Raw genomic sequence first — 22858 nt, forward strand, 5'->3', positions numbered from 1 at the left:
CTTTCAAAGTTTAAAATTAACAAGCTTTTTCCCGTTAACTCTAACCAAGAATGGACAACTTTTTGGGGGAGCCTACATGCCTACAAGCATACAATACTCGTTCCTCTATACCAAGCTCTTTCAGGATAGGCTTGAATACTCTTTTCTGTAGGTTATTATCATCTATTGGTAGACCATTAATTGATTGGAATATTAAATCATCAGATTTTTTATTCTGAAGTAATGGAATTAGAAGTTCAAATAAATCATCTGTCAAGGGCAACACTCTTTCCTTCCCATTCTTTGTTTCCTTTCGTTTCCTCTGTACAGAACTACTTCCTTTTAATGAACGAGCTAGAACTTCATTTATTAGTATTATTCGTTTATTCAAATTCACTTTCCCAACCCTCAAACCAATAGCTTCCGCATTTCTTACACCCGTTTTGAATATGAAGTATATAAATGGGTAATAGTGAGAATGTGTGTATCTCGAAGATTTAGGGCAATAAGTATCATTTTTAAAGGCATCCAAAATCTTCCTTATTTCTTCCTCAGTAAATGGCTTTCTTTTGGGTTTTGGTAACTTTTTACCCCTTCGAGGCTGTACATCCTCTATAGGATTATTCTTCCAAATACCAGACTTAACTAGCCATTTTACATATGTCTTGAGCATTGTTAACCTCCTATTGTAAGTACCCACGCAAAACTGTTCACTTTTGAATTTTACTAATACATTCTGTTCATCTACTACTCCCCATTTACGGATCATATTTCTGAATGCATTGTAATTGGTATTTACCTCACAATCCATATTAATATAATCCTTTACCCAAGCTTCATATTGTTCTGTAAAACCCATTTTAGGGGTATTTGTAGTTGTAAATCCTTTGTATTTAACTAGTGAATTATCAAAATTCCCTAGTGCCATATCCTGTTCAATTTCTGAGGCAATCTTCTTAGCCTGTATAAGATTGACTTTTGTAAAGGCGGAAAGATTTAGGGCATATCTGATACCCTGAAATCTCCATCTGAGCCTAATGCGTTCCCTGTAGTTTTCAATGGAAACTGTTCCTTTTTGATTTTTGATACCCATTTGATACCCATTTTAGATTTGATGGGTGTCATCTGTGAAATTGAATTCTTTGAATCAGAAGATTGGTAAGAATTGATTACTCTCCGAAACCCTTACCAGATAAGGGGTATAAAAAAAGTCAGCCTAATTATAGGCTAACTTTTACTGTGGAGAATACCGGATTCGAACCGGTGGCCTCTTGCATGCCATGCAAGCGCTCTAGCCAACTGAGCTAATTCCCCTTATTTTTCTCACTTAATGATGAGGATTGCAAATGTAGGCGCTGAGCTGCTTCCAACAAAATTTTAATCTATATCCATCCCCTCTCCTTAAACATATCATACCCAATTTTCAAAGACTCTTTGATCTGACCCATGATCACCGGATCTTGTTTTTTGATATGAAAACAACTTTTCCCTTTCAAACATTTCAGCAATTCCGGCTTGAAGACTTTTTTCATATCGGGGGCTGCATAAACGGGCATAAAATAAAATCCTACGTATCCTTTCTGTACCAATATTCCGGCAAACCATACTTCCTCTTTTTTTCTGCCTTGTATCTCTACTGTTTTCTGACTGATCAGACATAACATACCTCCATATCCTCCAATCATTTTCAGTTTCTTTTTCTCATAAGGCAACATCATCTTTTTGATGGCTTCAAAAATGGATACCATTTCCGGTTGCCCGGCAGACTTATCCGAATATTTGATGGTAGGTTCTTTCTTTGCTTTTTCAGGCTTTGTTTTCGTTACAGCTTTCACTTTTTTTGTTGCCGGTTTTACAGCTTTCTTAACTGCCTTTTTTGCTACTGCTTTCGCCATGATAAATAGTTATGCTTACAAATTAACTCGCCCTCTTTGCATTTGCAACACCCCCCATAAAAAAAGTCCGGAAAGAAATTCCGAACTTTTTGACTTTTGACTTTTCACTTTTGACTTATTCTTACTCCCAAATCTCACCTTTCCCCTCCAGCCACTCTTTCACCGCTTCAGTGGTCACAGATTTTGGACGTTCAATCGGCAAACCGAGTGCTCTGTCCCAACATAAGCTGGCGAGTACACCCAACGCTCTGCTGACAGCAAAGAGAACAGTGTAGAATTCGTATTCTACCAGCCCATAATGTACCAACAACGCACCACTATGTGCGTCTACATTCGGCCATGGATTTTTCACTTTACCTAATGATTCAAGAATGGGAGGAACGGTTTCATATACTTTCCAAACTGTATTCACCAGTTTATCATCCGGCATGTGTTTTTTACCAAATTCCATTTGTGCAGTGAAGCGAGGATCGGTTTTACGCAATACTGCGTGACCATAACCCGGCACTACTTTACCACCTGCCAATGTTTTCTGTACGTAATCAGCGATCTGTTCTTTGGTAGGATCATCTGTTCCCAGTTGTTCCTGCATTTCAAAAATCCATTTGATCACTTCCTGATTGGCCAATCCGTGTAAGGGACCTGCCAAACCATTCATACCTGCTGCATAACTCAAATAGGGATCACTCAGCGCTGATCCTACGAGGTGTGTAGTATGCGCAGATACATTACCACCCTCATGATCGGCATGAATGGTCATGTATAAACGCATCAGTTCTTTGAAGCTTTCATTTTCATAACCCATCATGTGCGCCAGGTTACCTGCCCAATCCAACAGACCATTGGGTTGAATATGTTCGTTATTCTTGTATTTACGACGATAGATATAGGCCGCGATACGTGGCAAACGGGCAATCAGATCCATGGCATCATCGTAAACCGGATTCCAATATTCTTTTTTATTGATACCCTTTGCGTATTCTTTTGCAAAATTACTTTCAGTCTGCAATGCCATCACACCCGTAACAAACATGGTCATAGGATGGGTATTGATAGGCAATGCATCAATCGTATGAAACACATGATTCGGCACATGGCTTCTTCTCTGCCATACACTGGTAATGTGATTGGCATCTTCTTCTGTTGGCAATTCACCCACCAACATCAGATAAAATAAACCTTCCGGCAAGGGTTCTCCACCACCGGGTACTTTGGGAAGTTTCTCCTGTAATTCAGGAATAGAATAGCCTCTGAATCGGATACCTTCCTGAGCATCCAGTAAACTTGTTTCCGTTACTAAACCGGTAATACCTCTCATTCCCTGATAAGCTTGTGCAAGAGTTACTTCACCGATCTTTTTATTTCCGTGTGTTTTGAGGATGTCTTTTATCTCAGCATTCGCAGCATCTGCTTTTGCCTTGAAACGATCTTTAATAATTCCCATTTCGTAAAATTTTAGCTATGGCAAACGTTAAAAAAATGATTAAATGTCTTGTTAGATTGCGTCTGGGAGCGCTAAAGGTAAAACAAGTTGCCATGCTCAACAAAACTTATGCCATGAAGGTTGTGTAAACTCCGTTAAAATCACTTTGGCGCCTTGCGGTATAGAAATATCACTACAAAAATAAATATCAAATTGGGAATCCATGCCGCCAATAAGGGCGGAAGATCACCTTTGGTGGAGAAAATGGTAGAGAATCTGTCTGTCAGGATGAATAAAGCTGCCGTTACAAAACCCACCGCAAGGTGCACCCCACTTCCACCCCTCACTTTTCTTCCCGCAACAATGGCACCGATAAGGGTTAGTAGTAAAACCGTAATACAGGTGGCATCTCTTCTATAACGTTCCACTTTTAATCCATTCAGCCCCTCAGATCCACGCAATTCTTCCAGTTCAATGAATCGATCGAGTTCGGGTGTGGTTAATTTATCTTTTGTGTATTTATCCCTGCTCAGATCCAATGGTTTGAAATTGAAATCCATGACTTTATCTTGAATCATCGTAATATCCTCTTTCAAATCATACACTTTTCGAAACAAAACACCTTCCAATTTCCATTTTCGGGTTGCGGTATCCCAAATGATTTGATCGGCCCTAGTATTTTCCGTTACCTTATTATTCTTCATCCGAAAAGAAAAAAATGGACCGCCCCTTTTTGTTAGTGTATCATAAGCATAAATACCGGCATAGGTAAAAGAATCAATACGTAAATAGATATGACTACTGGTACTGACCAATGCATTGTAGGTATTATTCTTATCGATATAATTGGCTTCAAAACTTCCTCTGATTTGATTGGCTTTTGGCACTACATACTGATTCGCAAACCAAAGAACACCGGCCAGTAAAATACCTCCCATCCAATAAGGTCTTAGCCATCTGCTGTAACTGGTACCGCTTGCCAGAATGGCAATGATCTCACTTCTGTTGGCCATTTTAGAAGTAAAAAAGATCACAGCAATAAACACAAATAGTGGTAACAACAGAGCTACGATATGCGGAATGAATCCATAATAATATTCGGTGATGATCTGTTGTACACTTAAACCCGAGCGGACGAAATCATCCGTCTTTTCACTCACATCTACAACGATGGCAATCACCGCAAAAAGAAAGATGGAAAAAAAGAAAGTGGTCAGAAATTTCCGCAATATGTACCAGTCGAGTTTCTTCATATCAATAAACCAAAGATAACGACTCGTTAGAAGCTGCAAGCATTACATGGATGTACAGGCATATTTCTGTCTGATTAGAGTCTTTTTTTAACTTTTTCCAGCATTTCTCTTTTCCATGAACTGAAATCGCCTGCCAGAATATGTTGTCTGGCTTCTCCTACCAACCAGAGGTAAAAAGACAAGTTCTGAATACTCGCCAATTGCATTCCCAGAATTTCTTCTGCCACAAATAAATGTCGCAGATAGGCCTTGCTATAAAACTGACTCATTTCATTCGGCAGTCCGGGATCAATGGGTGAAAAATCACTGGCCCATTTTTTATTTCGGATATTGATCACTCCTTCCGTGGTGAAGATCATCCCATTTCTACCATTACGCGTCGGCATCACACAATCAAACATATCAATACCTCTATCTATTCCTTCCAGAATATTCCATGGCGTTCCTACACCCATTAAATAACGAGGTTTATCAATAGGTAAATACTCGGTACACAACTCGGTAAACTCATACATCATTTCTTCAGGCTCACCCACACTGAGTCCACCTATGGCATTACCCACTGCATTTTTGGAAGCAACGTATTCGCAAGAAGCTTTTCGCAGATCTTTGTAAGTACTACCCTGTACAATAGGAAATAAATTCTGCGTGTATCCATATTTATCGGGTGTTTCAGCTAATCTGGCAAAACATCGATCTAACCAACGATGGGTGAGTTCCATACTTTTTAGTGCATAACCATACTCACTGGGATAAGGCGGACATTCATCAAAAGCCATAATGATATCAGCACCGATGCTGCGTTGGATATCCATCACGGATTCAGGTGTGAACAAATGTCTGCTCCCATCAATGTGGGATTGAAACATCACACCTTCTTCTTTGATTTTACGATTCGCAGCCAAAGAGAACACCTGATAACCGCCACTATCGGTGAGGATGGGACGATCCCATCCATTGAAACGGTGCAATCCACCCGCTGTTTCCAATACTGCGGTACCCGGACGCAAGTATAAATGATAGGTATTCCCCAGAATAATCTGTGCAGACACATCTTGTTTCAGCTGTTGTTGTGTAACAGCTTTTACGGTACCCACGGTGCCTACCGGCATAAAAATGGGCGTCATGATCTCCCCATGATCAGTGGTGATTTTACCTGCTCTAGCCCTACTATTCTCTGCTGTTCCCTGAAGATCAAATGTCAATACCGCCATTTGGCAAAAATAGGTAACTATGTCTGATCTCTGATTTCAGATGTCTGATTTAGGATATAGGGCATGGGGAACACTTATTCACTTTGTGTTTTATTTGAGATATCTGAAATCAGACATCCGACATCAGACATAGTCCGACTTTGTTTTCCACATCTTCACAAGCCACTCAAACATAGACTGTTGAAGCACTATTTTTGCGGGATGACGATACCAACTCTGCTCTGGGACATTTGTTTCTATGCATTCTGTGGCATAATTGCCATTCAGTTGTTTTATTATCTCTATTTTTTTCAGCGACTTGCTTTTTTCAAAGTACCCGATAGAACTGCCAATATGGAGCATCCGGTATCGGTGGTGATCTGTGCCAGAGATGAAGCACATAATCTGGTGAAAACGTTACCGGGTGTTTTGGTACAGCAATACAGAACCACACATGAAGTGGTGTTGGTGAATGATAATTCTACAGATGATACCAAATATCTTGTGGATGAATTCAAAAAGATGTTTAAAAATATCAACTACATTGAACTCACACAGGAAGCCAAGATGATCAGTGGTAAGAAATTTCCATTGTCGATGGGTATCAAAAGTGCGAAACACGAAATTCTTTTATTGACCGATGCAGATTGTGTTCCGGCTTCTGAATATTGGATCCAACGGATGCAGGAATGTTATAATGAAGGAACCGAAATTGTTTTAGGATATGGGGCTTATCATAAGAAGCCGGGGCTTCTAAACAAACTGATTCGCTTTGAAACTTTTCATACTGCTATACAATACCTCTCTTATGCACTAGCAGGGATCCCTTACATGGGTGTTGGTAGAAACCTTAGCTACAAAAAAGATGTGTTTCTAAGAAACAAAGGATTCTCTTCCATTAATCAGATACCAAGTGGAGACGATGATTTGTTTATTAATCAAGTCGCAAGAAAAGACAATACCACTATTTGTATTGATCAGGAAGCGCATACACTTAGTGAACCCAAAACTCGTTGGAGTGATTGGATGACACAGAAATACCGTCATTATACCACCAGCAATTATTATAAATCCAATCACAAAGTTTTGTTGGGATTGTATTCATTTTCTTTATTCTGGCTGTACCCTTTATTGGCAGTATCCATCATTTTTTACAATTGGTGGATGGCATTGGCGGTATTTGGTGTTCGTTTTTTGATACAGGCTGTTGTTTTGTATAAGTCCATGAAAAAACTGAACGAAAAAGACCTATGGCCTTGGTTTTTATTTTTTGATATTTGGATGTTCTTTTATTTCATCTTTACCGTTCCCGCTATATGGAAAGCACCCCGCAAAAACTGGGATTGATCCTGAAATACTTCGATGATTTCACCCCGCATCAAATCAAACAGTTTGAAGCACTGGAAGAATTGTATAAAGAATGGAATGCCAAGATCAACGTGATCTCACGCAAAGACATCGACAGTATCTATTTGCATCATGTATTACACTCATTGAGTATTGCTGCCATTGCTGATTTTCAGCCGGGTACTGAAGTAATCGATATTGGCTGTGGTGGCGGATTTCCCGGTGTGCCATTAGCTATCTTTTTTCCTGAAGTCAAGTTTCATTTGGTAGATAGTATTGCTAAAAAATTGAAAGTAGTAGAAGCCGTTGCTGAAGGTGCAGGCATCAAAAATATTACTACACAACATACACGTGCAGAAGACATCAAAAACAGAAAATTTGATTTCGCTGTTTCGCGTGCGGTGGCTCCTTTGAAAGAGCTCTGGCAGTGGGCCGGACCTTTACTGAAGAAAGGACACAAGCAGGAGATGGCTAACGGATTAATTTGTTTAAAAGGTGGTGATCTGGCGCAGGAAATATTTGAAAGCGGATTGAGACCTAAAATGATGCCGGTAGATAAGATCTTTCCCGAATCATATTTTGATGAGAAGTATATTTTGCATGTAACCAAATAAATCCCTCTGCTCAACTCTGTGCCTTACTCTGTGTATCTCTGTGGTTAACCGCAGAGGTAAAAGAGTTTGGCACAGAGTTGCTCGGAGCGATTTTTTAAGGATGATACAATTGTTGGATCTTCTTTCTGTTTCCTACGATCCATACAATATCATCCCACTCCAATTGTGTGAAAGAAGATGGATTGAGGATACGTTCTCCTTTTCTTTCAATACCTACTACCAATCCATTTGTTTTCTCACGGATGCCGGATTCACGAATGGTCAATCCTTTCAAACGGGTATGTTCATCTACTACGATCTTTTCCAATTCCACCAACTCTTTTTCACTATCCGCATCTTCCACATAAGGCACCATGATTTTTCCGAACTCCAGCATTTGCTGATCGGTTCCAATGACGCCAATATTATCAAAGGGGAATATTTTTTCTGTTCGGGCAGGCGCGAACATCACATGATTACCTCTTTCGATGAAAGCGATATTAATACCATACGTCTCTCGCCATTGTAATTCTTCCAATGTTTTTCCAATAAAACCGGCATGTGGACTGATTTTATAATGGGTCAAGTGCGCATCCCAAGGCGAAAGATGACTTTGTGTTTTGTTTTGTTCTAGCAACTCACGCTCATGCAGGTTTTGCAAGAAGCGATCTTCCAGTCGCTGATAAAATTTTTGTAAACGCTGACGAAAAACCACACCAATCACAATCATGGCTACCAGCGTTCCTCCTACCGTTATCCAAAAACTAAATAACTGGCGAAGCATAAAGCCCACCAGTAAAACTGCAATCGCATTTCGGGCAATCTCTAGCATCACAAGCGGACCATGGCTATATTTTCTGTCGAGCCATAATGCAGCATAGGCACTTTTGCTCATTTTCTTTACCGTTAATGCCCAGATAAATGGCGCCATCACAATCAGTCCGATCAATGCTGCAATGATTTTAGCAGTTAATGGATCTGCTATTGACTTTTGTAAGAAAGGCTCTAAGAAATATGCTACCAATAAACTCAATGCAATCATAATAACGCCATTGAGAATAATGATCTGGATATAAAAATTCAATAATCGTTTCCAATTGCTTTCACTTTCGATGATCTGAGAACTACTACTATATTTTTCAAGTCCACGGATCCATTTCTCCGGGAGTACTTTTAGTAAGAACTGATACAATGGTTCTGCCAGCTTGATCATATAAGGGGTAGTAAAAGTGGTAATTACCGAAACCCCTACTGCAATGGGATATAAATAAGAACTGGTAACATTTAAAGACACTCCTAAAGTGGCTATGATAAAAGAAAACTCCCCGATCTGCGACATACTTGTTCCAGCTTGCACTGCTTGCTTCAAGGGTCTACCTGCTAATAATGCGCCACTGGCCACAAAAATGGTTTTTCCCAATATCACAGAAAGGGTAAGTATCAAAACAGGAACCGCATAGTCAACCAATATCTGCGGATCGATCAACATCCCTACAGATACAAAGAAGATTGCACCAAAAAGATCTTTTACAGAAGTAATGAGGTGTTCAATTTTATGTGCCTGTGTTGTTTCTGCCAGAATAGAACCCATGATAAAAGCACCCAGTGCAGCAGAGAAACCTACTTGATCAGCCAAAACCACCATCCCCAAACACAAGGCAAGGGATAATACCAATAAGGTTTCACTATTTAAAAAGCGACTTACTTTCTTGAAAAAAGTGGGTAGTAAAAAGATTCCCATCAGAAACCATAGACATAAGAAGAAAAGAAGTTTACCGATAGATAGGAACATTTGTGTGCCTTCAAATTGTTGACTGACTGCTACGGTTGATAATAAAACCATCAAGAGAATCGCTACCAAATCTTCGATAACAAGTACTCCAATAACCAGACTGCTAAATTGTTTTGTTTTCAGACCCAATTCATCAAATGCACGAAAGATGATCGTAGTAGAAGATATGGCTATGATACCACCTAAAAACATACTATCCATGTTCGACCAGCCCAATACCTGACCCATACCATAACCCAACATCATCATGAATGATAATTCTGTAATACCGGTAATGGCAGCAGAACCTCCTACTTTCACCAGCTTCTTAAAACTAAATTCAAGACCTAATGCAAACAACAAAAACACAACCCCAATCTCCGCCCATATTTTTATACCTTCCACATCACCAATAGTGGGAAATAATTTGAAATTGGGGCCAACAAGTAACCCCGCAATAATATATCCCAGTACTACAGGCTGTTTGAGTTTCTTGAAGAAAATGGTAATAATTCCAGCCGCACCTAATATCAGTGCCAGGTCTTTGATCAATAAAGGTAAATGCGCCATAATCCATTCTTTTTGTTTACAATTTTGCTGCTATCGAACGGCGATAATATACAAAAAAAATGGCAACCCTTTATGAATTGAGTAAACATTCTAAAACATGGTGTACAGCCGGACAAAAAGTAGAGTTCTTCAATGTAATGGCAGGGCGTTTGATCAGTACATCTTCATCGGTATAAGGAAATCTTTTGCAGTCAGAAGGTCTGTCTTCATAGATGCTGCAATAGTTATCAGCACCTAAGAACGGACAAGGTTTTGTTTTGGCGACATAATCACCATCCGTATCAAGATCTAAATAAGTATCAATGAATGCACTTTCCTTTAATCGAAGTGATTTACTGATGCGTTTGATATCGGGTGTTTTGAAACGCGGAGAATAATTTTTACAGCAATTGCCACAGGTGAGACAATCAATTTTTTGAAAGGCTTCTTCGTGTAAGTCTGGGAGTACTTTCAATACTTTATTCTTATCTGCACGTTGCAGAAATTGTTTGTATTGTTTCTGATGATCAGCGCTTAATTTCTCCCACGGCTCCATGTGATAATTTGATCAAAGTTAAATAGTTCCTTGGGTTTACAAGAATATGAGGTAAACCAACATGAAGATCATTAAAACGGCTAACCAGAAAATAGTTCCCAATATATTCGCTATCACTACCATGAAAAGATCTCCAAAACCATTGAGTATCAAAAATCCTTTATACGCGTAACAGATATATATGATTTGAAGTAACAGATTCGCCAATCCAATCCACAATTTACTTTCCGGGGGTAAAATACCTAAAAGCGGTAGAAATAACAGACTACTTGCCAACGATAAAAAACAGGTAAGTAAGAGGTACGCCACTAAATGCTCCGCATAGTTGTAGCCTTTGCCTTTGAATACCAACCAAAAGCCCAAAGCCATCAGTGGCGCTGTAATAAAAACCATGAGGTTCATTTTCTTTTCGAGCCACTCATTCAACTTCGCTTGTTTATCCGCCATCGTGGTCATAAATGCTTTTTTCTTTTCGGATTTAGCCAAGGCAATTTGTTCTTTATAGACAGATTCAGACCCCTGCATCGGATGAAAAATAGAACTCATGAAGACGGTGATACCTAATACCAATAATAAGAGTGTAAAAGGATTGAAATATTTTTTACGCTTTCCTTCTACAATATATTCTCTAAGTACTGTAGACGGTCTTACTACCAAATCTCTTAATAAGATCAATGCACCCTTGTCTGTATGCGTAAAAGCATGCAAAAACTCGTGTACCAGATGTTTGATATTGAACCGATGTATCGCTGTTGATTGACCACAATCAGGACAATGTTTAAAAGCCGGATCTAATGGCGTTGCACAGTTGGAACAATTCAGGGCAGTCATGTGTTATATTATAGAATTAAAAATATTTAAACTATTGGATTCACAGCTTATCAACCGGGTAAACAAAAGATGAATTTTCACGTTCGGTAGACTTACCTTTGCCGCGTTTAAAATTCTGCCTTCCCGGCGGTTATTTTTGTCTAACTATTTAAGTCTATCAATATTATGAATCTTTTTGAACAGCAGTCAGCCGAATTTCAAACAAGACATATCGGACCCAATCAAGCCGATACTGAGTCCATGCTCAAAACCATCGGTCTATCTTCGATGGAGGAATTGATCAGCAAGACCATTCCGGACAGCATCCGCATCAAAAAACCTTTGGGCATTCCTGCTGCTGTTAGTGAGTTCACGTATTTGACAGAATTGAAAAAGGTTGCTTCCAAAAATAAGCTTTACAAGAATTTTATTGGACAAGGATATTATGGCACGATTACACCCAGTGTGATCCTGCGTAATATTTTCGAAAATCCGGGATGGTATACCCAATACACACCCTACCAAGCTGAAATATCGCAGGGGCGTTTGGAAAGTTTATTGAACTATCAGACCATGGTAGCTGATCTGACCGGATTACCGATCTCGAATGCTTCTTTATTGGATGAAGCCACAGCTGCTGCTGAAGCCATGGCCATGATTTTTCACCACATCAATAAAACAGATGTGATCAGCAGACCTAAATTGTTTGTTGACCAACATACTTTCCAGCAAACCATTGATGTATTGATTACGCGTGCTGAGCCGATTGGTATTGAGGTAGTGGTGGGCGATTACCAAACCGCAACTATAGACAATTCCTATTTCGGTGCCCTGATCCAATACCCTAACAGCAAAGGTTCTGTAAATGATTACAAAGCATTCATTGATCAGGTTCATGCGGTTGAAGGATTGGTGATCATGGCTACTGATTTGTTAGCACTCACGGTATTAACTACACCGGGTGAGTTGGGAGCAGATGTTGCAGTAGGTAGTGCTCAACGCTTTGGTGTTCCGATGGGATTTGGTGGACCACATGCTGCTTTCTTTGCTACCAAAGATGATTTCAAAAGAGGCATCCCCGGTCGATTGATTGGCGTGAGCATTGATGCACAAGGCAATCGTGCTTTACGTATGGCGCTGCAAACAAGAGAGCAACACATTAAAAGAGAAAAAGCTACTTCCAATATTTGTACCGCACAAGCATTGTTAGCCAATATGGCTGCGATGTATGCGGTATATCATGGTGCAAGTGGATTGAAAAATATTGCTACACGTGTTCACCAGTTAACACAAGCATTGGCCGGCGAATTGAAAGCTTTGGGAGTAACCCTGCACAATGAAAGCTATTTTGACACTTTGCATGTATCAGGAATCAATATTGACACTTTGAAGAAAAATGCGGAAGCCGCAGAAACAAATTTCTTCTATACTGCAGATGCAGTTGTGATCAGTTTGGATGAAACCACATCTGTTGATGATGTGAATCATATTCTGAACATCTTCGCACAAACAACAGGCAAACAAGCAGCAACAGTCAACACACAAAATCTGTCAACTGTCAACTATCAACTCCCCACAACTCTCCAGCGTACATCCGCATACCTCACCCACCCTGTATTCAACACACACAGAAGTGAGAGCCAGATGATGCGTTATATCAAACAACTGGAGAATAAAGATCTTTCCCTGAATACCAGCATGATCAGTTTGGGTAGTTGTACCATGAAGCTGAATGCTGCTTCTGAAATGATTCCTGTTACCTGGCCGGAGTTTGGAGGGCTACATCCTTTTGTGCCTACATCACAAACAGCAGGTTATCAGCAGATCATTGATGAACTAAATGATTATCTCTGTAAAGTAACCGGATTCACCGCTTGTAGTTTGCAGCCTAATAGCGGCGCACAAGGTGAATATGCAGGATTGTTGACCATCCGCGCTTATCACGCAGCAAGAAATGAATCACACAGAAATATTGTCTTGATCCCGATCAGTGCACATGGTACCAATCCAGCAAGTGCGGTGATGGCCGGTTTTAAAGTAGTAGTAGTGAAGTGTGATGATGCAGGTAATATTGATGTTGCAGATCTGAAAGCTAAAGCTGAACAATACAAAGATACATTGGGTGCATTGATGGTGACTTACCCATCCACACATGGTGTATTTGAAGAAACCATCCGAGATATCTGTCAAACCATTCATGACAATGGTGGACTGGTATACATGGATGGTGCAAATATGAATGCGCAGGTTGGATTGACGAGTCCGGGTATGATTGGTGCAGATGTTTGTCACCTGAACCTACACAAAACATTTTCTATTCCACATGGTGGTGGTGGACCGGGTATGGGACCTATCTGTGTGAATGATAAATTGGCTCCATACTTACCCGGACATACTGCTTTAGGTAATGCGAATTTAGCAGTGAGTGCAGCGCAGTATGGTTCTGCAAGTATTTTGTTGATCAGTTATGCGTATATCAAAATGTTGGGTGAAGAAGGTATTCGTCAGTCTACCGAATATGCGATTCTGAATGCCAACTATATGAAAGCTAGATTGGAGCAGTATTATAAGATATTGTATACCGGAAAGAATGGTACTTGTGCGCATGAATTCATTGTAGATCTTCGTCCATTCAAACAAAGTGTGGGTATTGAAGCGGAAGACGTGGCCAAGCGATTGATCGATTATGGCTTCCATGCACCTACCATGAGCTTCCCTGTGCCGGGTACTATTATGATTGAACCCACAGAGAGTGAGGATAAGGGTGAATTGGATCGCTTCTGTGATGCGTTGATCTCTATTTATAAAGAAATCAAAGCCATTGAAGATGGGAAAGCAGATAAGAATGATAATCCATTAAAGAATGCACCACACACTCAAGCTGTTGTTTGTGCAGATGAATGGAAGCATGGATATAGCCGTCAGGAAGCAGCATTCCCATTGTATTATGTAACCCAGAATAAATTCTGGCCAAGTGTGGCGAGGGTGAACAATACACATGGCGACAGAAACCTGATCTGTACTTGTGAGCCGGTTTCTTCTTACATGTCTGAATAACTGAACTGCGAATAGGTTGGCAAAAAGCTACGGTCATTCCGTAGCTTTTTTTATGCTTCTAAGGCAACGAGTTGTTTTTCTAAAATCTGGATGAGTTTTTGTTTGTCTGATAAAGCAGATTCCATCTGTTCAATTTGCTTTTTCAATAAAACGATGATTTCTTGTTGTGCAGAGCCATAAAATGCAGACTCCTCCTCAAGTGTATCAAACATTTGTGCATTTACTTCGCGATACTTTGCATTGAGCATCTCCCCATCACCGGAGAGTAGCCATGTCATATTGAGTTCAGGAAAACGTTGTTCTATTTTACGGAGAATATTTCCGCCGAAAGAGCCCTTATTCTTTCGCTGTTTTCCTAAATAGCCATTGGATAAGCCGCATTCCATTTCAACAGTTCTGGCTTTTAATTGCTTGAAATGCATGAATACATAGAATCTTTCAGGTACTGTCATTGTGTATAATTGTTTAGAAAAAAAACGATGCTTCTATAGAAATCATAGAAAAGCGTTGATAGCTTTGTTTTGATTTGAAGCTGAACGAAGAAACCGATAAAATATAAATGCCGCAATAGGTATTTATACCTGATTTACCTTGAGTCATTCCGCAGGAACCCACCCCAATAAGGTAAATATGTGAATACTTCCATTTCGTCAGTAAGCACCTGCCGTAATACTTCGCGAGAGAAGTGTTTTCATCATTTTAAATGACAGCTTATGAAACAGTCAGAGTATCCTGAATGGGAAATGCAATCCAGATTATTGAATAAAGAAGAAGTAGCCAATCCAAACATTGTTTTGGATGAAGTCTTTGATTACGCACATTTACCGGAATGGAGATCCCTTCTTTGGGAATGGTTGAAAATAACAGTAAGTGGATCATACAATACTGAATCTGCCGAGTATGACAGGTATTCAATTTTGTACACGTATGAAAAATTACAAAAATTAATAGAAGCCGCTCATCTCATCTATGCGCAAAAAGAAACGTCTAAAGACTTAGAAAAAGAAAAAGAACAACATCTCTTTTGATGCAATATTCTAATCACATATTTATGTGAGTAAAATAATAAGTTGTTGTTTATCAGTACTTATCAAAAATACAATCGGTATCATAACATCATGAATGGCTTGTATACAGCTGTATCCACTTGTAGTTTTGCTCTCCGAAAACAACAACATGAAACATAAAATTTGGTTATGCATTCTGTTGGTCAGTGGATTCACACTACAACAAGAATTACAAGCGCAAGGATTTCTCAAGAAACTCAAAGACAAGGTTGAGAAAAAAGCAGAAGATATCTTAGATAAAAAAATTGCAGATAAAACAGGTAGTTCAGTACCGGGTGGCAATAACACACAAACAGGTAATGGCCCTGCAGTAAGTAGTTCTAAAAATGGTAGACCTACCAATACAACCGGAGAAGGTTTAAAAAATTCAAGTGTACCTGATGTGCTTCAACAAATACAGGAAGCAGATGCAGCCTATAATAAACAACAGTTTGGCGAGGCAAGATTTTCTGTTCAGCAAGCATTATTGGGTGTTGAATTGCAGATCGGTAAATCATTATTGCAGTCATTACCCAATGAGATCAACGGATTACCCAAAGACTCTACCGAAGATCGTGTCATGAGCACGCGTTATGGTTGGGCGAATCTTTCCATCCAACGCATCTATCAAAAAGAAAACAAGCAACTCAACTTGCTGATCGGCAATAATGCCATGTACAGTGGTATGCTGGATATGTATTTTGGATTTGCAGCCACACAGTCGAATGGTGAAACACAAAACACCAAACAAATTCGTATCAAGGGTAATAAAGCCATCATTCAATTTGAGGAGAGAGAGGGATATACGGTATTGATGCAACTTGGACAATCAGGCATGATTACCTGGAAAGCCATCAACTTCCAAACAGAAAAAGAAGTGATGGATGCCATCAACCTGTTTGATATCGATCATATTAAAAAAACCATGGGCGAAAATTGATCTAAAAAGAAAAAAAATGAAAAAGATTATTTGTTACATAGCATTATCCTGCATCATCACCACATTATCGGCTCAGGATTTCAAAAAGAATATTAGTCAGGCTCAAACTCATTATACTACCGGCAAATTACAAGACGCACATTTTGCATTACAGCAAATGATGCAAGACCTGGATATCACCATCGGAAAAGAAGTTTTAAAACTGTTTCCACTTCAACTGGATACTTTATCAGCCATTACCAAACAACAAGAGGTTTTTGGCAACAGTCAGTTTACAGGCGTAACCATTGAAAAAAATTATGGCATCACCAACAAGAAAGCCACACTAGCTGTGGTGATCAACTCTCCATTATTAAACAGCCTGAATGCCTACATCACTTCTCCTTTAATGGCGGGTTTTGGAGCTGATCCCAATACACGTATCGTGAAAGTAGGTCAATACAAAGCTCGTCTTACCAAAGAACCGGAAGAAGATCAGTATAAACTGGAAGTTCCCATGACCAATGCTTTACTTACCCTCACGGTTTCAAAAACCCATGAAGCAGAGATACTGGCTTGGGCCGGCAGTTTGCCTTTGGGAAAAATGGCTTCTTTGATTCAGTAAGCGTTAGTCAAGCAACAGAAACGGTAAATAGAGAGAACCCATCGGTCAAACCATTTGCGGTAGCTACTGTTTAGTGTTATATTTATAGACTAAATATAAACTACATGGACCAGCAAATCATCAATCTCTACGACGAGTATACCCACAAACCACTTCCACGTGAAGTTTTTTTGAAACGCTTGGCAGTATTAGCAGGTAGCACAGCTGCCGCTATGACCATACTTCCCATGCTGGAAAATAATTATGCGGTTGCGGCTACTGTACCTGAACAAGACATCGAGCTGCATACTGAGGATATCACTTATCCTGCGGGCGATGTTACCATGAAAGCCTATCTCGCTAAACCCAAAAAAGACGGTAAGTATGGTGCAGTCATCATCATCCATGAAAATCGTGGTTTGAATGATCATATTCGTGATGTAGCCAGACGTGCTGCCAAAGCCGGTTATATTGCCATTGCTCCTGATGCACTCTCTGCAGCAGGTGGTACACCCACAGATCAGGATCAGGCCAGACAGTTATTCAGTCAGATCGATGCTAAACAAAATCTCATCAACTTCAGCAAAGGTTTCGATTACCTGAAGAGCAGAAAAGATTGTAATGGCTTTACAGGTTGTGTTGGATTTTGTTGGGGTGGCGCTTTGGTGAATCAACTGGCAGTAAATGTTCCTGATTTGAAAGCAGCTGTTGCTTTTTATGGCAGACAAGCAGATGTTGCCGATGTTCCTAAGATAAAAGCTGCTTTACAACTTCATTATGCTGGCTTAGATGAGCGCATCAACGCCGGCATACCTGCTTATGAAGAGGCCCTGAAGAAAAACAATGTCAAATATGAACTCTACCTCTATGAAGGCGTGAACCATGCTTTCCATAATGATACTTCCGGAGCACGATACAATGAAGCTGCTGCAAAACTGGCTTGGAAAAGAACCCTTGACTTTTGGGCTGCTAATATGAAATAATTAATTCTTTATTTTTTAAGCAAACCTATTGGGTTTTGTATTGTTACCAATGTAAATACAAATTGTATGATCGCAACCAAAGCTTATGCAGCACCGGATCCCAAATCACCTTTAGGTCCGTTTTCACTCGAAAGAAGAAATCCCGGTCCAAAAGATGTTCAAATAGAAATCTTATACTGTGGCGTATGTCATTCAGATATCCATCAGGTTCGTGATGAATGGGGTGGCTCTATTTTCCCCATGGTACCCGGACATGAGATTGTAGGACGAGTAACACATGTAGGTAATGATGTAACCAAATTCAAAGTTGGCGACTTAGCAGGCGTTGGATGCTTTGTGGATTCTTGTCGCACTTGCGAAAACTGTAAATCTGGTATTGAACAATATTGCGAGGAAGGAATGGTAGGTACTTACAATGGACGTGAAAGAGGTACCAATGCTCCTACCTATGGCGGTTACTCTACTCAAATTGTAGTAGATGAACAATACACATTACGCATCTCTGATAAATTACCTTTAGCGGGTGTAGCGCCTTTGTTATGTGCAGGTATCACTACTTATTCTCCACTCAGACATGTAGGTGTTACCAAAGGACATAGAGTAGCCGTATTAGGTTTGGGTGGACTAGGACATATGGCCGTAAAATTTGCAGCTTCCTTTGGTGCAGAAGTAACGATGCTCAGCTCCTCTCCTTCCAAAGAAGCAGATGCTAAAAAATTAGGTGCTCATCATTTTGCATTGACATCCGATGCAACAACGATGAAGAAACTGCAAAACCATTTTGATTTTATCCTGAATACCGTTTCTGCTCCTCATGATTACAGTACTTATTTGAACCTGTTACGCACCAACGGCACCATGATCGTTGTGGGCGTGCCTCCTAGTCCATCAGAAGTACCGGCATTCAACCTCATCATGAAAAGAAGAAGCATCATCGGATCACTCATCGGAGGTATCAAAGAAACACAGGAGATGTTAGACTATTGCGCTGAACACAATATCGTTTCTGATGTAGAAGTCATTCCCATGCAACAAATCAATGAAGCGTATGAAAGAATGTTGAAAGCAGATGTACGATATAGATTTGTGATTGATCTGGCGTCAATAAAATAATAGATATGGCTATTGGGCGCTTGGTGAAGAGTATTCTATTTACTTTTTACCAAGCTCCTTTTATTGACTATTCGCTCTGTCTTACTGATTCATTTTCAACACGCGGCCATTTCCAAGCATACCAAATAATCAACCCAAGCAAAACAACTTCCACAACAGCACCAAATATCATATGTATCCACGCCTCTCCTGCGAGATTGTACAGCGTATAAGGGATATATGTTACCGCAATAATCATATTCAACTTTCGATTGATCGCAGCGGGCAAAACAACTGAAAGAAAAATCATCAGTGCCGAAATAGTCAATGATACGAGTGCTATCAAAAGAAATCCCGGTGTGATATCAAATACATATACTCTTCCATTTTGAATATCTGCCAGCTTACCCGGCATGTATAAATGAAAATAATCGACATAGATATAGAGAAACATCAAACTGGTCCATAAAGATGCCAGCTTTAGCTGTGTACTGACTTTCATTTTCTGTAGTTCACTTTGTTGTGTATACATAGCATTTATATTAAAAATTAAACCCTACATGCAATCCCGGTTCACCGAACACAAACTTGGACCATTTATCATCCAACTGCTTGAATCCATTGGGTAGTGTGGTATGATAAGCACGATGGGTGATGGCGAGTGATGGTTGAATAAAAAATTTATCCTTAAACAACTTCACATGATACCCTACACGATAAGTATTGAAGATCTGAAAACCATTGTCGATCTTTTTGTCTTGACGATCCTTAAAACTTTGCCAAGTGGGCATCACATTCAATTCAGCATACCAGTTGTTGGTGAAGAATCGCTGGTAAGATAGAGATACTCCATACTCACGAACATAACCGGGAAATTCTTCTTCCTTCTTTCCATATGATTTGTTCAAAAATGGATGGATACCATTGGGCCAAGCATATTTCCAGGTTTTGGGTTCGATGGTAATCACATCTTTTCCGGTGATACGATAACCGACATTGAGTTGAAAAAAATCGGGACTGTTGGTAGTTGCCAGATTACCGAATAACACAAACATAGAACTCCCAACAAACCATTTTTTATGCGTAGTATCTGATTTAGCATACTGCGCTTTGAGTTGAAGGGTACTCACCATCATGAAGAGAACACCGATAAATAAAATTTTCTTTTGCATTTGCTTGCTTTTAATATGAAATGATACTGTAAAAGTCGATAGACGAAGCTCAATGACTCGTTCACTTTGGTTAAGAAATACTTATCGACTCTTTTTTAAGTCTCTTTTTAAAAATTAAATCCAAAATGGAGTCCGGGTTGAATAAAATAGTTGGGCCACTTGTTTTCTACTGCTTTGAAAGATTCGGGAACATTGGTTCGGATGGGCCAATAGCTACATCCCAGTGCCGGTTCAAAGAAGAAACGGTTTTTGAATAATTTGAATTGGTAGCCTAAATGAAAATTCAGGTACAGTGTGTATCCGTTACCTATCTTCTTTTTATTCGTATCCATGTATTTTTCAAAAGCATTCAATGCATGAACGGATGTGTACACACCTTTCCACCAAAAACGCTGATAACCCACTGTAGGTGCGAGTATGCGCGCATGACCCGGATAGCCTTCTCCCGGCTTATCAAAGTTGGGACCGAAGGGAATACCGATGGGCCAAGCATAGATGGATCTTTTAAATTCAAAGGAAACCACATCTTTCGGTGTGATCCGATAGCCTACATTCAATTGTATATACTCCGGGTTGTTGACTTTAGAGAAATTACCCAACATCAGTAATGAACTACCGATGTACCATCTTTTAAACGTGCTGTCTTTAGGGTTGTCTTGTGCTTGTAAACTACTTACCAATACGATAACCAATGCCATCCATAGAACTTTCTTTTGCATATCCTTTTAATTGCTTTTTAAATGATATGGCAAAGAAAGAAAGGCGGAAAGCTTCCACTCGTTCACTTAAGTTAAGTAATGAACTTCCTTCTTATTTTTTTTCTGAAATCCTTGCCCTTAAACGGCTTAAGGATTGTGGTTGTATACCCAAATAACTCGCCAACTGGTGTTGTGGCACACGCTGAATGAGATCGGGTCTTTTTTCTAGTAAGCTTAAATATCGTTGCTCCGGAGAAGAGGTTTTAAACTCATCAAAATCCATTCGTTCTTTCGCCAAGAGTTCTTCGGATAACTTCTTACACAGAGACTCAAACTTGGGAAATTTAGCATTGACCTCCGCTTCCATATCGGAATTGGAAATTAACAGGATACAATCTTCTGTACAACTGACATAATAATCAGACGGCGTTTTGTTAATAACACAAGGAGGAGTCAAAGCTTCCATTTCGGTATAGAAAGCGGTGGTTTTTTCTTCTGCATCTATTTCATAGTAGGTACGAATACAACCTTTGAGTACAAAATAGCTTTCTTTTGATTTTTGTCCTTCTTTGAGTAAAATCGTTCCTTTCTTGACAGAATGAAAAATATCCAAAGAAACGATGGCATTCTTTTCTTCTTCGGTTAGGGTGACGTATTTGGAGAGGAAGTTGAAGAGTAGGGTTTGCATTGCGATTTGAATTATGACTTTTTATAGACTTACTAGATTTAATGAATATATGAACTTTTTGAGATGTTGTTTGTGGGATAATTTTTATCAATGGAACAAACATCCGTGATCATAATATAAATCACAGACCCAGCCAAAGTTGATTGAATCAAATAAGTATTAAAGTCTTTAAAAAAAATCAAAAAAGTTTCTACACCGCCACCGCAGCACTTTCATGATAATGCAGAAAAGAAGTAAACTCATCCCCGGACCAATGTTTCTTTTCCTCAATCCAGGTGCAGAGATGATTTTTGACGCCGGTTAATTTTTGCCAGGCTTGTTGTAGAATAAGTGGCTCATTGGAAGGTCTGAGAGAGCTGGTGGTGCTTGCCAATTCAGCAACGATCTCACCACGCATATTGCGAAAAGTATCTTTGAAAAATTTTCCTACCGGAGAATCGGTAGCACCAAATACACAATTCCCCAATACCAATCCCAACACACGATCTTGTTCTGTATTCAAAATAATATTGAGGTGCAAATACGCAACGGTCATACCGTGTTGATCAAGTATAGGTGTCATGGCTGCAGTTAATTAGGGACGCCAATGTAGACTTTTCACTGAGTTCCTACTATCACTCCTGCAAGACTTAATACTAAGTTTACAATAAGATAACATTAGAACCCAATGCCCCTATTTGTTATTTTCGCAAAAAATTGTATATGGGAGTAGCTGATCAATTAGCACAATTAAAAGCAGAAAAATCTGCTGCCAATTTAAAAGCCGGACAAGATTTCCTGGCCACTAACAAACAAAGAGCTGAAGTAACCGAGTTACCCAGCGGATTACAATACGAAGTGCTCACTGAAGGCACAGGAGCCAAGCCACAAGCGCACAATGAAGTAACTTGTCATTATCATGGCACTTTGATTGATGGAACCGTATTCGATAGTTCTGTACAAAGAGGCAGACCTGCCGCCTTCCCCCTCAACATGGTCATCAAAGGCTGGACAGAAGGATTACAACTCATGCCCACCGGCAGCAAATGGCGTTTCTTCATCCCACCCCATCTCGCCTACGGAGATCGTCAGGTAAGTGCACAGATCGGGCCGAATTGTACATTAGTGTTTGATGTAGAGTTGATCAGCTTTCGGTAGAAAGCTACTAGCTACCAGCCATTGCTGTCCGGTAAAAAGTGAAGAAAAAAAGTAAGGAGGCCATTAAAGCCTCCTTTTTCTGGTTATTTTTAG

Annotated in this window: 23 protein-coding genes and 1 tRNA gene; 9 read left to right on the plus strand and 15 right to left on the minus strand. The window is 39.7% G+C overall.

The features are described from left to right. Positions 1–40: 40 nt before the first annotated feature. The 6 genes from ACTIEV_RS14150 to tgt form a co-directional block, all read right to left on the minus strand. Entirely contained in the window at positions 41–1072 is a 1032-nt protein-coding gene (locus tag ACTIEV_RS14150) for a tyrosine-type recombinase/integrase (protein ID WP_439516708.1), read from the minus strand. Between the two features lie 147 nt (positions 1073–1219). Beyond that, positions 1220–1293 (minus strand) — tRNA-Ala (locus ACTIEV_RS14155). Positions 1294–1361: 68 nt separating this feature from the next. Then, complete coding sequence (locus tag ACTIEV_RS14160; protein WP_178886828.1) at positions 1362–1874, minus strand: DUF1801 domain-containing protein; 513 nt, start codon at positions 1872–1874, stop codon at positions 1362–1364. A gap of 121 nt (positions 1875–1995) precedes the next feature. Then, entirely contained in the window at positions 1996–3318 is a 1323-nt protein-coding gene (locus ACTIEV_RS14165) for a citrate (Si)-synthase, eukaryotic (RefSeq protein WP_178886829.1), read from the minus strand. Positions 3319–3458: 140 nt separating this feature from the next. Further along, a complete protein-coding gene (locus ACTIEV_RS14170; protein WP_178886830.1) occupies positions 3459–4550 on the minus strand; it encodes an LptF/LptG family permease in 1092 nt (363 codons plus the stop codon). A 74-nt stretch (positions 4551–4624) separates the two neighbouring features. Beyond that, positions 4625–5764, minus strand: a complete 1140-nt coding sequence (gene tgt / locus ACTIEV_RS14175; RefSeq protein WP_178886831.1) for a tRNA guanosine(34) transglycosylase Tgt — start codon at positions 5762–5764, stop codon at positions 4625–4627. Between the two features lie 201 nt (positions 5765–5965). On the opposite strand from tgt, the gene ACTIEV_RS14180 reads away from it, so the two are divergent. Both ACTIEV_RS14180 and rsmG read left to right on the plus strand, forming a co-directional pair. Beyond that, positions 5966–7090, plus strand: coding sequence for a glycosyltransferase (locus tag ACTIEV_RS14180; protein WP_178886855.1), 1125 nt, complete (start codon positions 5966–5968; stop codon positions 7088–7090). Next, positions 7060–7704, plus strand: a complete 645-nt coding sequence (gene rsmG, locus ACTIEV_RS14185) for a 16S rRNA (guanine(527)-N(7))-methyltransferase RsmG (RefSeq protein ID WP_295195546.1) — start codon at positions 7060–7062, stop codon at positions 7702–7704. The genes ACTIEV_RS14180 and rsmG overlap by 31 nt, the downstream gene beginning before the upstream one ends. Before the next feature lie 94 nt (positions 7705–7798). On the opposite strand, the gene ACTIEV_RS14190 is transcribed toward rsmG, so the two are convergent. The 3 genes from ACTIEV_RS14190 to ACTIEV_RS14200 all read right to left on the minus strand — a co-directional run bounded on the left by ACTIEV_RS14190 (position 7799) and on the right by ACTIEV_RS14200 (position 11390). Then, on the minus strand, positions 7799–10024 hold the full coding sequence (locus tag ACTIEV_RS14190; protein ID WP_178886832.1) for a cation:proton antiporter: 2226 nt from the start codon (positions 10022–10024) through the stop codon (positions 7799–7801). Between the two features lie 70 nt (positions 10025–10094). Continuing rightward, positions 10095–10559: a YkgJ family cysteine cluster protein gene (locus tag ACTIEV_RS14195; RefSeq protein WP_178886833.1), complete on the minus strand. Its 465-nt coding sequence runs from the start codon at positions 10557–10559 to the stop codon at positions 10095–10097. Between the two features lie 36 nt (positions 10560–10595). After that, positions 10596–11390, minus strand: coding sequence for a DUF3667 domain-containing protein (locus tag ACTIEV_RS14200; protein WP_178886834.1), 795 nt, complete (start codon positions 11388–11390; stop codon positions 10596–10598). A 165-nt stretch (positions 11391–11555) separates the two neighbouring features. Here ACTIEV_RS14200 and gcvP point away from each other — a divergent pair, with 165 nt between their 5' ends. Next, positions 11556–14426: an aminomethyl-transferring glycine dehydrogenase gene (gene gcvP / locus ACTIEV_RS14205; protein WP_178886835.1), complete on the plus strand. Its 2871-nt coding sequence runs from the start codon at positions 11556–11558 to the stop codon at positions 14424–14426. Between the two features lie 50 nt (positions 14427–14476). Here gcvP and ACTIEV_RS14210 read toward each other — a convergent pair whose 3' ends face one another. Then, positions 14477–14878, minus strand: a complete 402-nt coding sequence (locus tag ACTIEV_RS14210) for a hypothetical protein (RefSeq protein ID WP_178886836.1) — start codon at positions 14876–14878, stop codon at positions 14477–14479. A 261-nt stretch (positions 14879–15139) separates the two neighbouring features. Between ACTIEV_RS14210 and ACTIEV_RS14215 the strand changes: the two genes are divergently transcribed. The 5 genes from ACTIEV_RS14215 to ACTIEV_RS14235 all read left to right on the plus strand — a co-directional run bounded on the left by ACTIEV_RS14215 (position 15140) and on the right by ACTIEV_RS14235 (position 19091). Next, complete coding sequence (locus ACTIEV_RS14215; RefSeq protein ID WP_178886837.1) at positions 15140–15454, plus strand: hypothetical protein; 315 nt, start codon at positions 15140–15142, stop codon at positions 15452–15454. Between the two features lie 148 nt (positions 15455–15602). Next, positions 15603–16412: a hypothetical protein gene (locus ACTIEV_RS14220; RefSeq protein WP_178886838.1), complete on the plus strand. Its 810-nt coding sequence runs from the start codon at positions 15603–15605 to the stop codon at positions 16410–16412. 16 nt (positions 16413–16428) lie between these two features. Next, positions 16429–17016, plus strand: a complete 588-nt coding sequence (locus ACTIEV_RS14225) for a hypothetical protein (RefSeq protein WP_178886839.1) — start codon at positions 16429–16431, stop codon at positions 17014–17016. A 104-nt stretch (positions 17017–17120) separates the two neighbouring features. Further along, complete coding sequence (locus ACTIEV_RS14230; RefSeq protein ID WP_439516709.1) at positions 17121–17978, plus strand: dienelactone hydrolase family protein; 858 nt, start codon at positions 17121–17123, stop codon at positions 17976–17978. Between the two features lie 66 nt (positions 17979–18044). Further along, a complete protein-coding gene (locus ACTIEV_RS14235) occupies positions 18045–19091 on the plus strand; it encodes an NAD(P)-dependent alcohol dehydrogenase (RefSeq protein ID WP_439516710.1) in 1047 nt (348 codons plus the stop codon). Between the two features lie 67 nt (positions 19092–19158). On the opposite strand, the gene ACTIEV_RS14240 is transcribed toward ACTIEV_RS14235, so the two are convergent. From ACTIEV_RS14240 to ACTIEV_RS14260, 5 genes are all read right to left on the minus strand, one after another. Then, complete coding sequence (locus ACTIEV_RS14240; protein ID WP_439516711.1) at positions 19159–19602, minus strand: DUF6326 family protein; 444 nt, start codon at positions 19600–19602, stop codon at positions 19159–19161. 10 nt (positions 19603–19612) lie between these two features. Continuing rightward, positions 19613–20242, minus strand: coding sequence for a hypothetical protein (locus ACTIEV_RS14245; protein ID WP_439516712.1), 630 nt, complete (start codon positions 20240–20242; stop codon positions 19613–19615). A gap of 107 nt (positions 20243–20349) precedes the next feature. Continuing rightward, positions 20350–20961 (minus strand): hypothetical protein, encoded by a 612-nt coding sequence (locus ACTIEV_RS14250; RefSeq protein ID WP_439516713.1) that lies wholly within the window; start codon positions 20959–20961, stop codon positions 20350–20352. A 91-nt stretch (positions 20962–21052) separates the two neighbouring features. Further along, entirely contained in the window at positions 21053–21628 is a 576-nt protein-coding gene (locus ACTIEV_RS14255) for a Crp/Fnr family transcriptional regulator (RefSeq protein WP_439516714.1), read from the minus strand. A 190-nt stretch (positions 21629–21818) separates the two neighbouring features. Continuing rightward, a complete protein-coding gene (locus ACTIEV_RS14260) occupies positions 21819–22190 on the minus strand; it encodes a hypothetical protein (RefSeq protein WP_439516715.1) in 372 nt (123 codons plus the stop codon). A gap of 140 nt (positions 22191–22330) precedes the next feature. On the opposite strand from ACTIEV_RS14260, the gene ACTIEV_RS14265 reads away from it, so the two are divergent. Further along, positions 22331–22765: an FKBP-type peptidyl-prolyl cis-trans isomerase gene (locus ACTIEV_RS14265; protein WP_178889004.1), complete on the plus strand. Its 435-nt coding sequence runs from the start codon at positions 22331–22333 to the stop codon at positions 22763–22765. Positions 22766–22858: the final 93 nt, after the last annotated feature.

Origin of the sequence: Sediminibacterium sp. (assembly GCF_051861365.1) — a bacterium.
In the GTDB taxonomy this organism is placed as follows: domain Bacteria; phylum Bacteroidota; class Bacteroidia; order Chitinophagales; family Chitinophagaceae; genus Sediminibacterium.

What these genes read in the sequence shown, in the direction of transcription:
- ACTIEV_RS14150 (WP_439516708.1), bottom strand. Translation starts at nt 1,072, where the DNA reads ATGGGTATCAAAAATCAAAAAGGAACAGTTTCCATTGAAAACTACAGG.
- ACTIEV_RS14160 (WP_178886828.1), bottom strand. Translation starts at nt 1,874, where the DNA reads ATGGCGAAAGCAGTAGCAAAAAAGGCAGTTAAGAAAGCTGTAAAACCG.
- ACTIEV_RS14165 (WP_178886829.1), bottom strand. Translation starts at nt 3,318, where the DNA reads ATGGGAATTATTAAAGATCGTTTCAAGGCAAAAGCAGATGCTGCGAAT.
- ACTIEV_RS14170 (WP_178886830.1), bottom strand. Translation starts at nt 4,550, where the DNA reads ATGAAGAAACTCGACTGGTACATATTGCGGAAATTTCTGACCACTTTC.
- tgt (WP_178886831.1), bottom strand. Translation starts at nt 5,764, where the DNA reads ATGGCGGTATTGACATTTGATCTTCAGGGAACAGCAGAGAATAGTAGG.
- ACTIEV_RS14180 (WP_178886855.1), top strand. Translation starts at nt 5,966, where the DNA reads ATGACGATACCAACTCTGCTCTGGGACATTTGTTTCTATGCATTCTGT.
- rsmG (WP_295195546.1), top strand. Translation starts at nt 7,060, where the DNA reads ATGGAAAGCACCCCGCAAAAACTGGGATTGATCCTGAAATACTTCGAT.
- ACTIEV_RS14190 (WP_178886832.1), bottom strand. Translation starts at nt 10,024, where the DNA reads ATGGCGCATTTACCTTTATTGATCAAAGACCTGGCACTGATATTAGGT.
- ACTIEV_RS14195 (WP_178886833.1), bottom strand. Translation starts at nt 10,559, where the DNA reads ATGGAGCCGTGGGAGAAATTAAGCGCTGATCATCAGAAACAATACAAA.
- ACTIEV_RS14200 (WP_178886834.1), bottom strand. Translation starts at nt 11,390, where the DNA reads ATGACTGCCCTGAATTGTTCCAACTGTGCAACGCCATTAGATCCGGCT.
- gcvP (WP_178886835.1), top strand. Translation starts at nt 11,556, where the DNA reads ATGAATCTTTTTGAACAGCAGTCAGCCGAATTTCAAACAAGACATATC.
- ACTIEV_RS14210 (WP_178886836.1), bottom strand. Translation starts at nt 14,878, where the DNA reads ATGACAGTACCTGAAAGATTCTATGTATTCATGCATTTCAAGCAATTA.
- ACTIEV_RS14215 (WP_178886837.1), top strand. Translation starts at nt 15,140, where the DNA reads ATGAAACAGTCAGAGTATCCTGAATGGGAAATGCAATCCAGATTATTG.
- ACTIEV_RS14220 (WP_178886838.1), top strand. Translation starts at nt 15,603, where the DNA reads ATGAAACATAAAATTTGGTTATGCATTCTGTTGGTCAGTGGATTCACA.
- ACTIEV_RS14225 (WP_178886839.1), top strand. Translation starts at nt 16,429, where the DNA reads ATGAAAAAGATTATTTGTTACATAGCATTATCCTGCATCATCACCACA.
- ACTIEV_RS14230 (WP_439516709.1), top strand. Translation starts at nt 17,121, where the DNA reads ATGGACCAGCAAATCATCAATCTCTACGACGAGTATACCCACAAACCA.
- ACTIEV_RS14235 (WP_439516710.1), top strand. Translation starts at nt 18,045, where the DNA reads ATGATCGCAACCAAAGCTTATGCAGCACCGGATCCCAAATCACCTTTA.
- ACTIEV_RS14240 (WP_439516711.1), bottom strand. Translation starts at nt 19,602, where the DNA reads ATGTATACACAACAAAGTGAACTACAGAAAATGAAAGTCAGTACACAG.
- ACTIEV_RS14245 (WP_439516712.1), bottom strand. Translation starts at nt 20,242, where the DNA reads ATGCAAAAGAAAATTTTATTTATCGGTGTTCTCTTCATGATGGTGAGT.
- ACTIEV_RS14250 (WP_439516713.1), bottom strand. Translation starts at nt 20,961, where the DNA reads ATGCAAAAGAAAGTTCTATGGATGGCATTGGTTATCGTATTGGTAAGT.
- ACTIEV_RS14255 (WP_439516714.1), bottom strand. Translation starts at nt 21,628, where the DNA reads ATGCAAACCCTACTCTTCAACTTCCTCTCCAAATACGTCACCCTAACC.
- ACTIEV_RS14260 (WP_439516715.1), bottom strand. Translation starts at nt 22,190, where the DNA reads ATGACACCTATACTTGATCAACACGGTATGACCGTTGCGTATTTGCAC.
- ACTIEV_RS14265 (WP_178889004.1), top strand. Translation starts at nt 22,331, where the DNA reads ATGGGAGTAGCTGATCAATTAGCACAATTAAAAGCAGAAAAATCTGCT.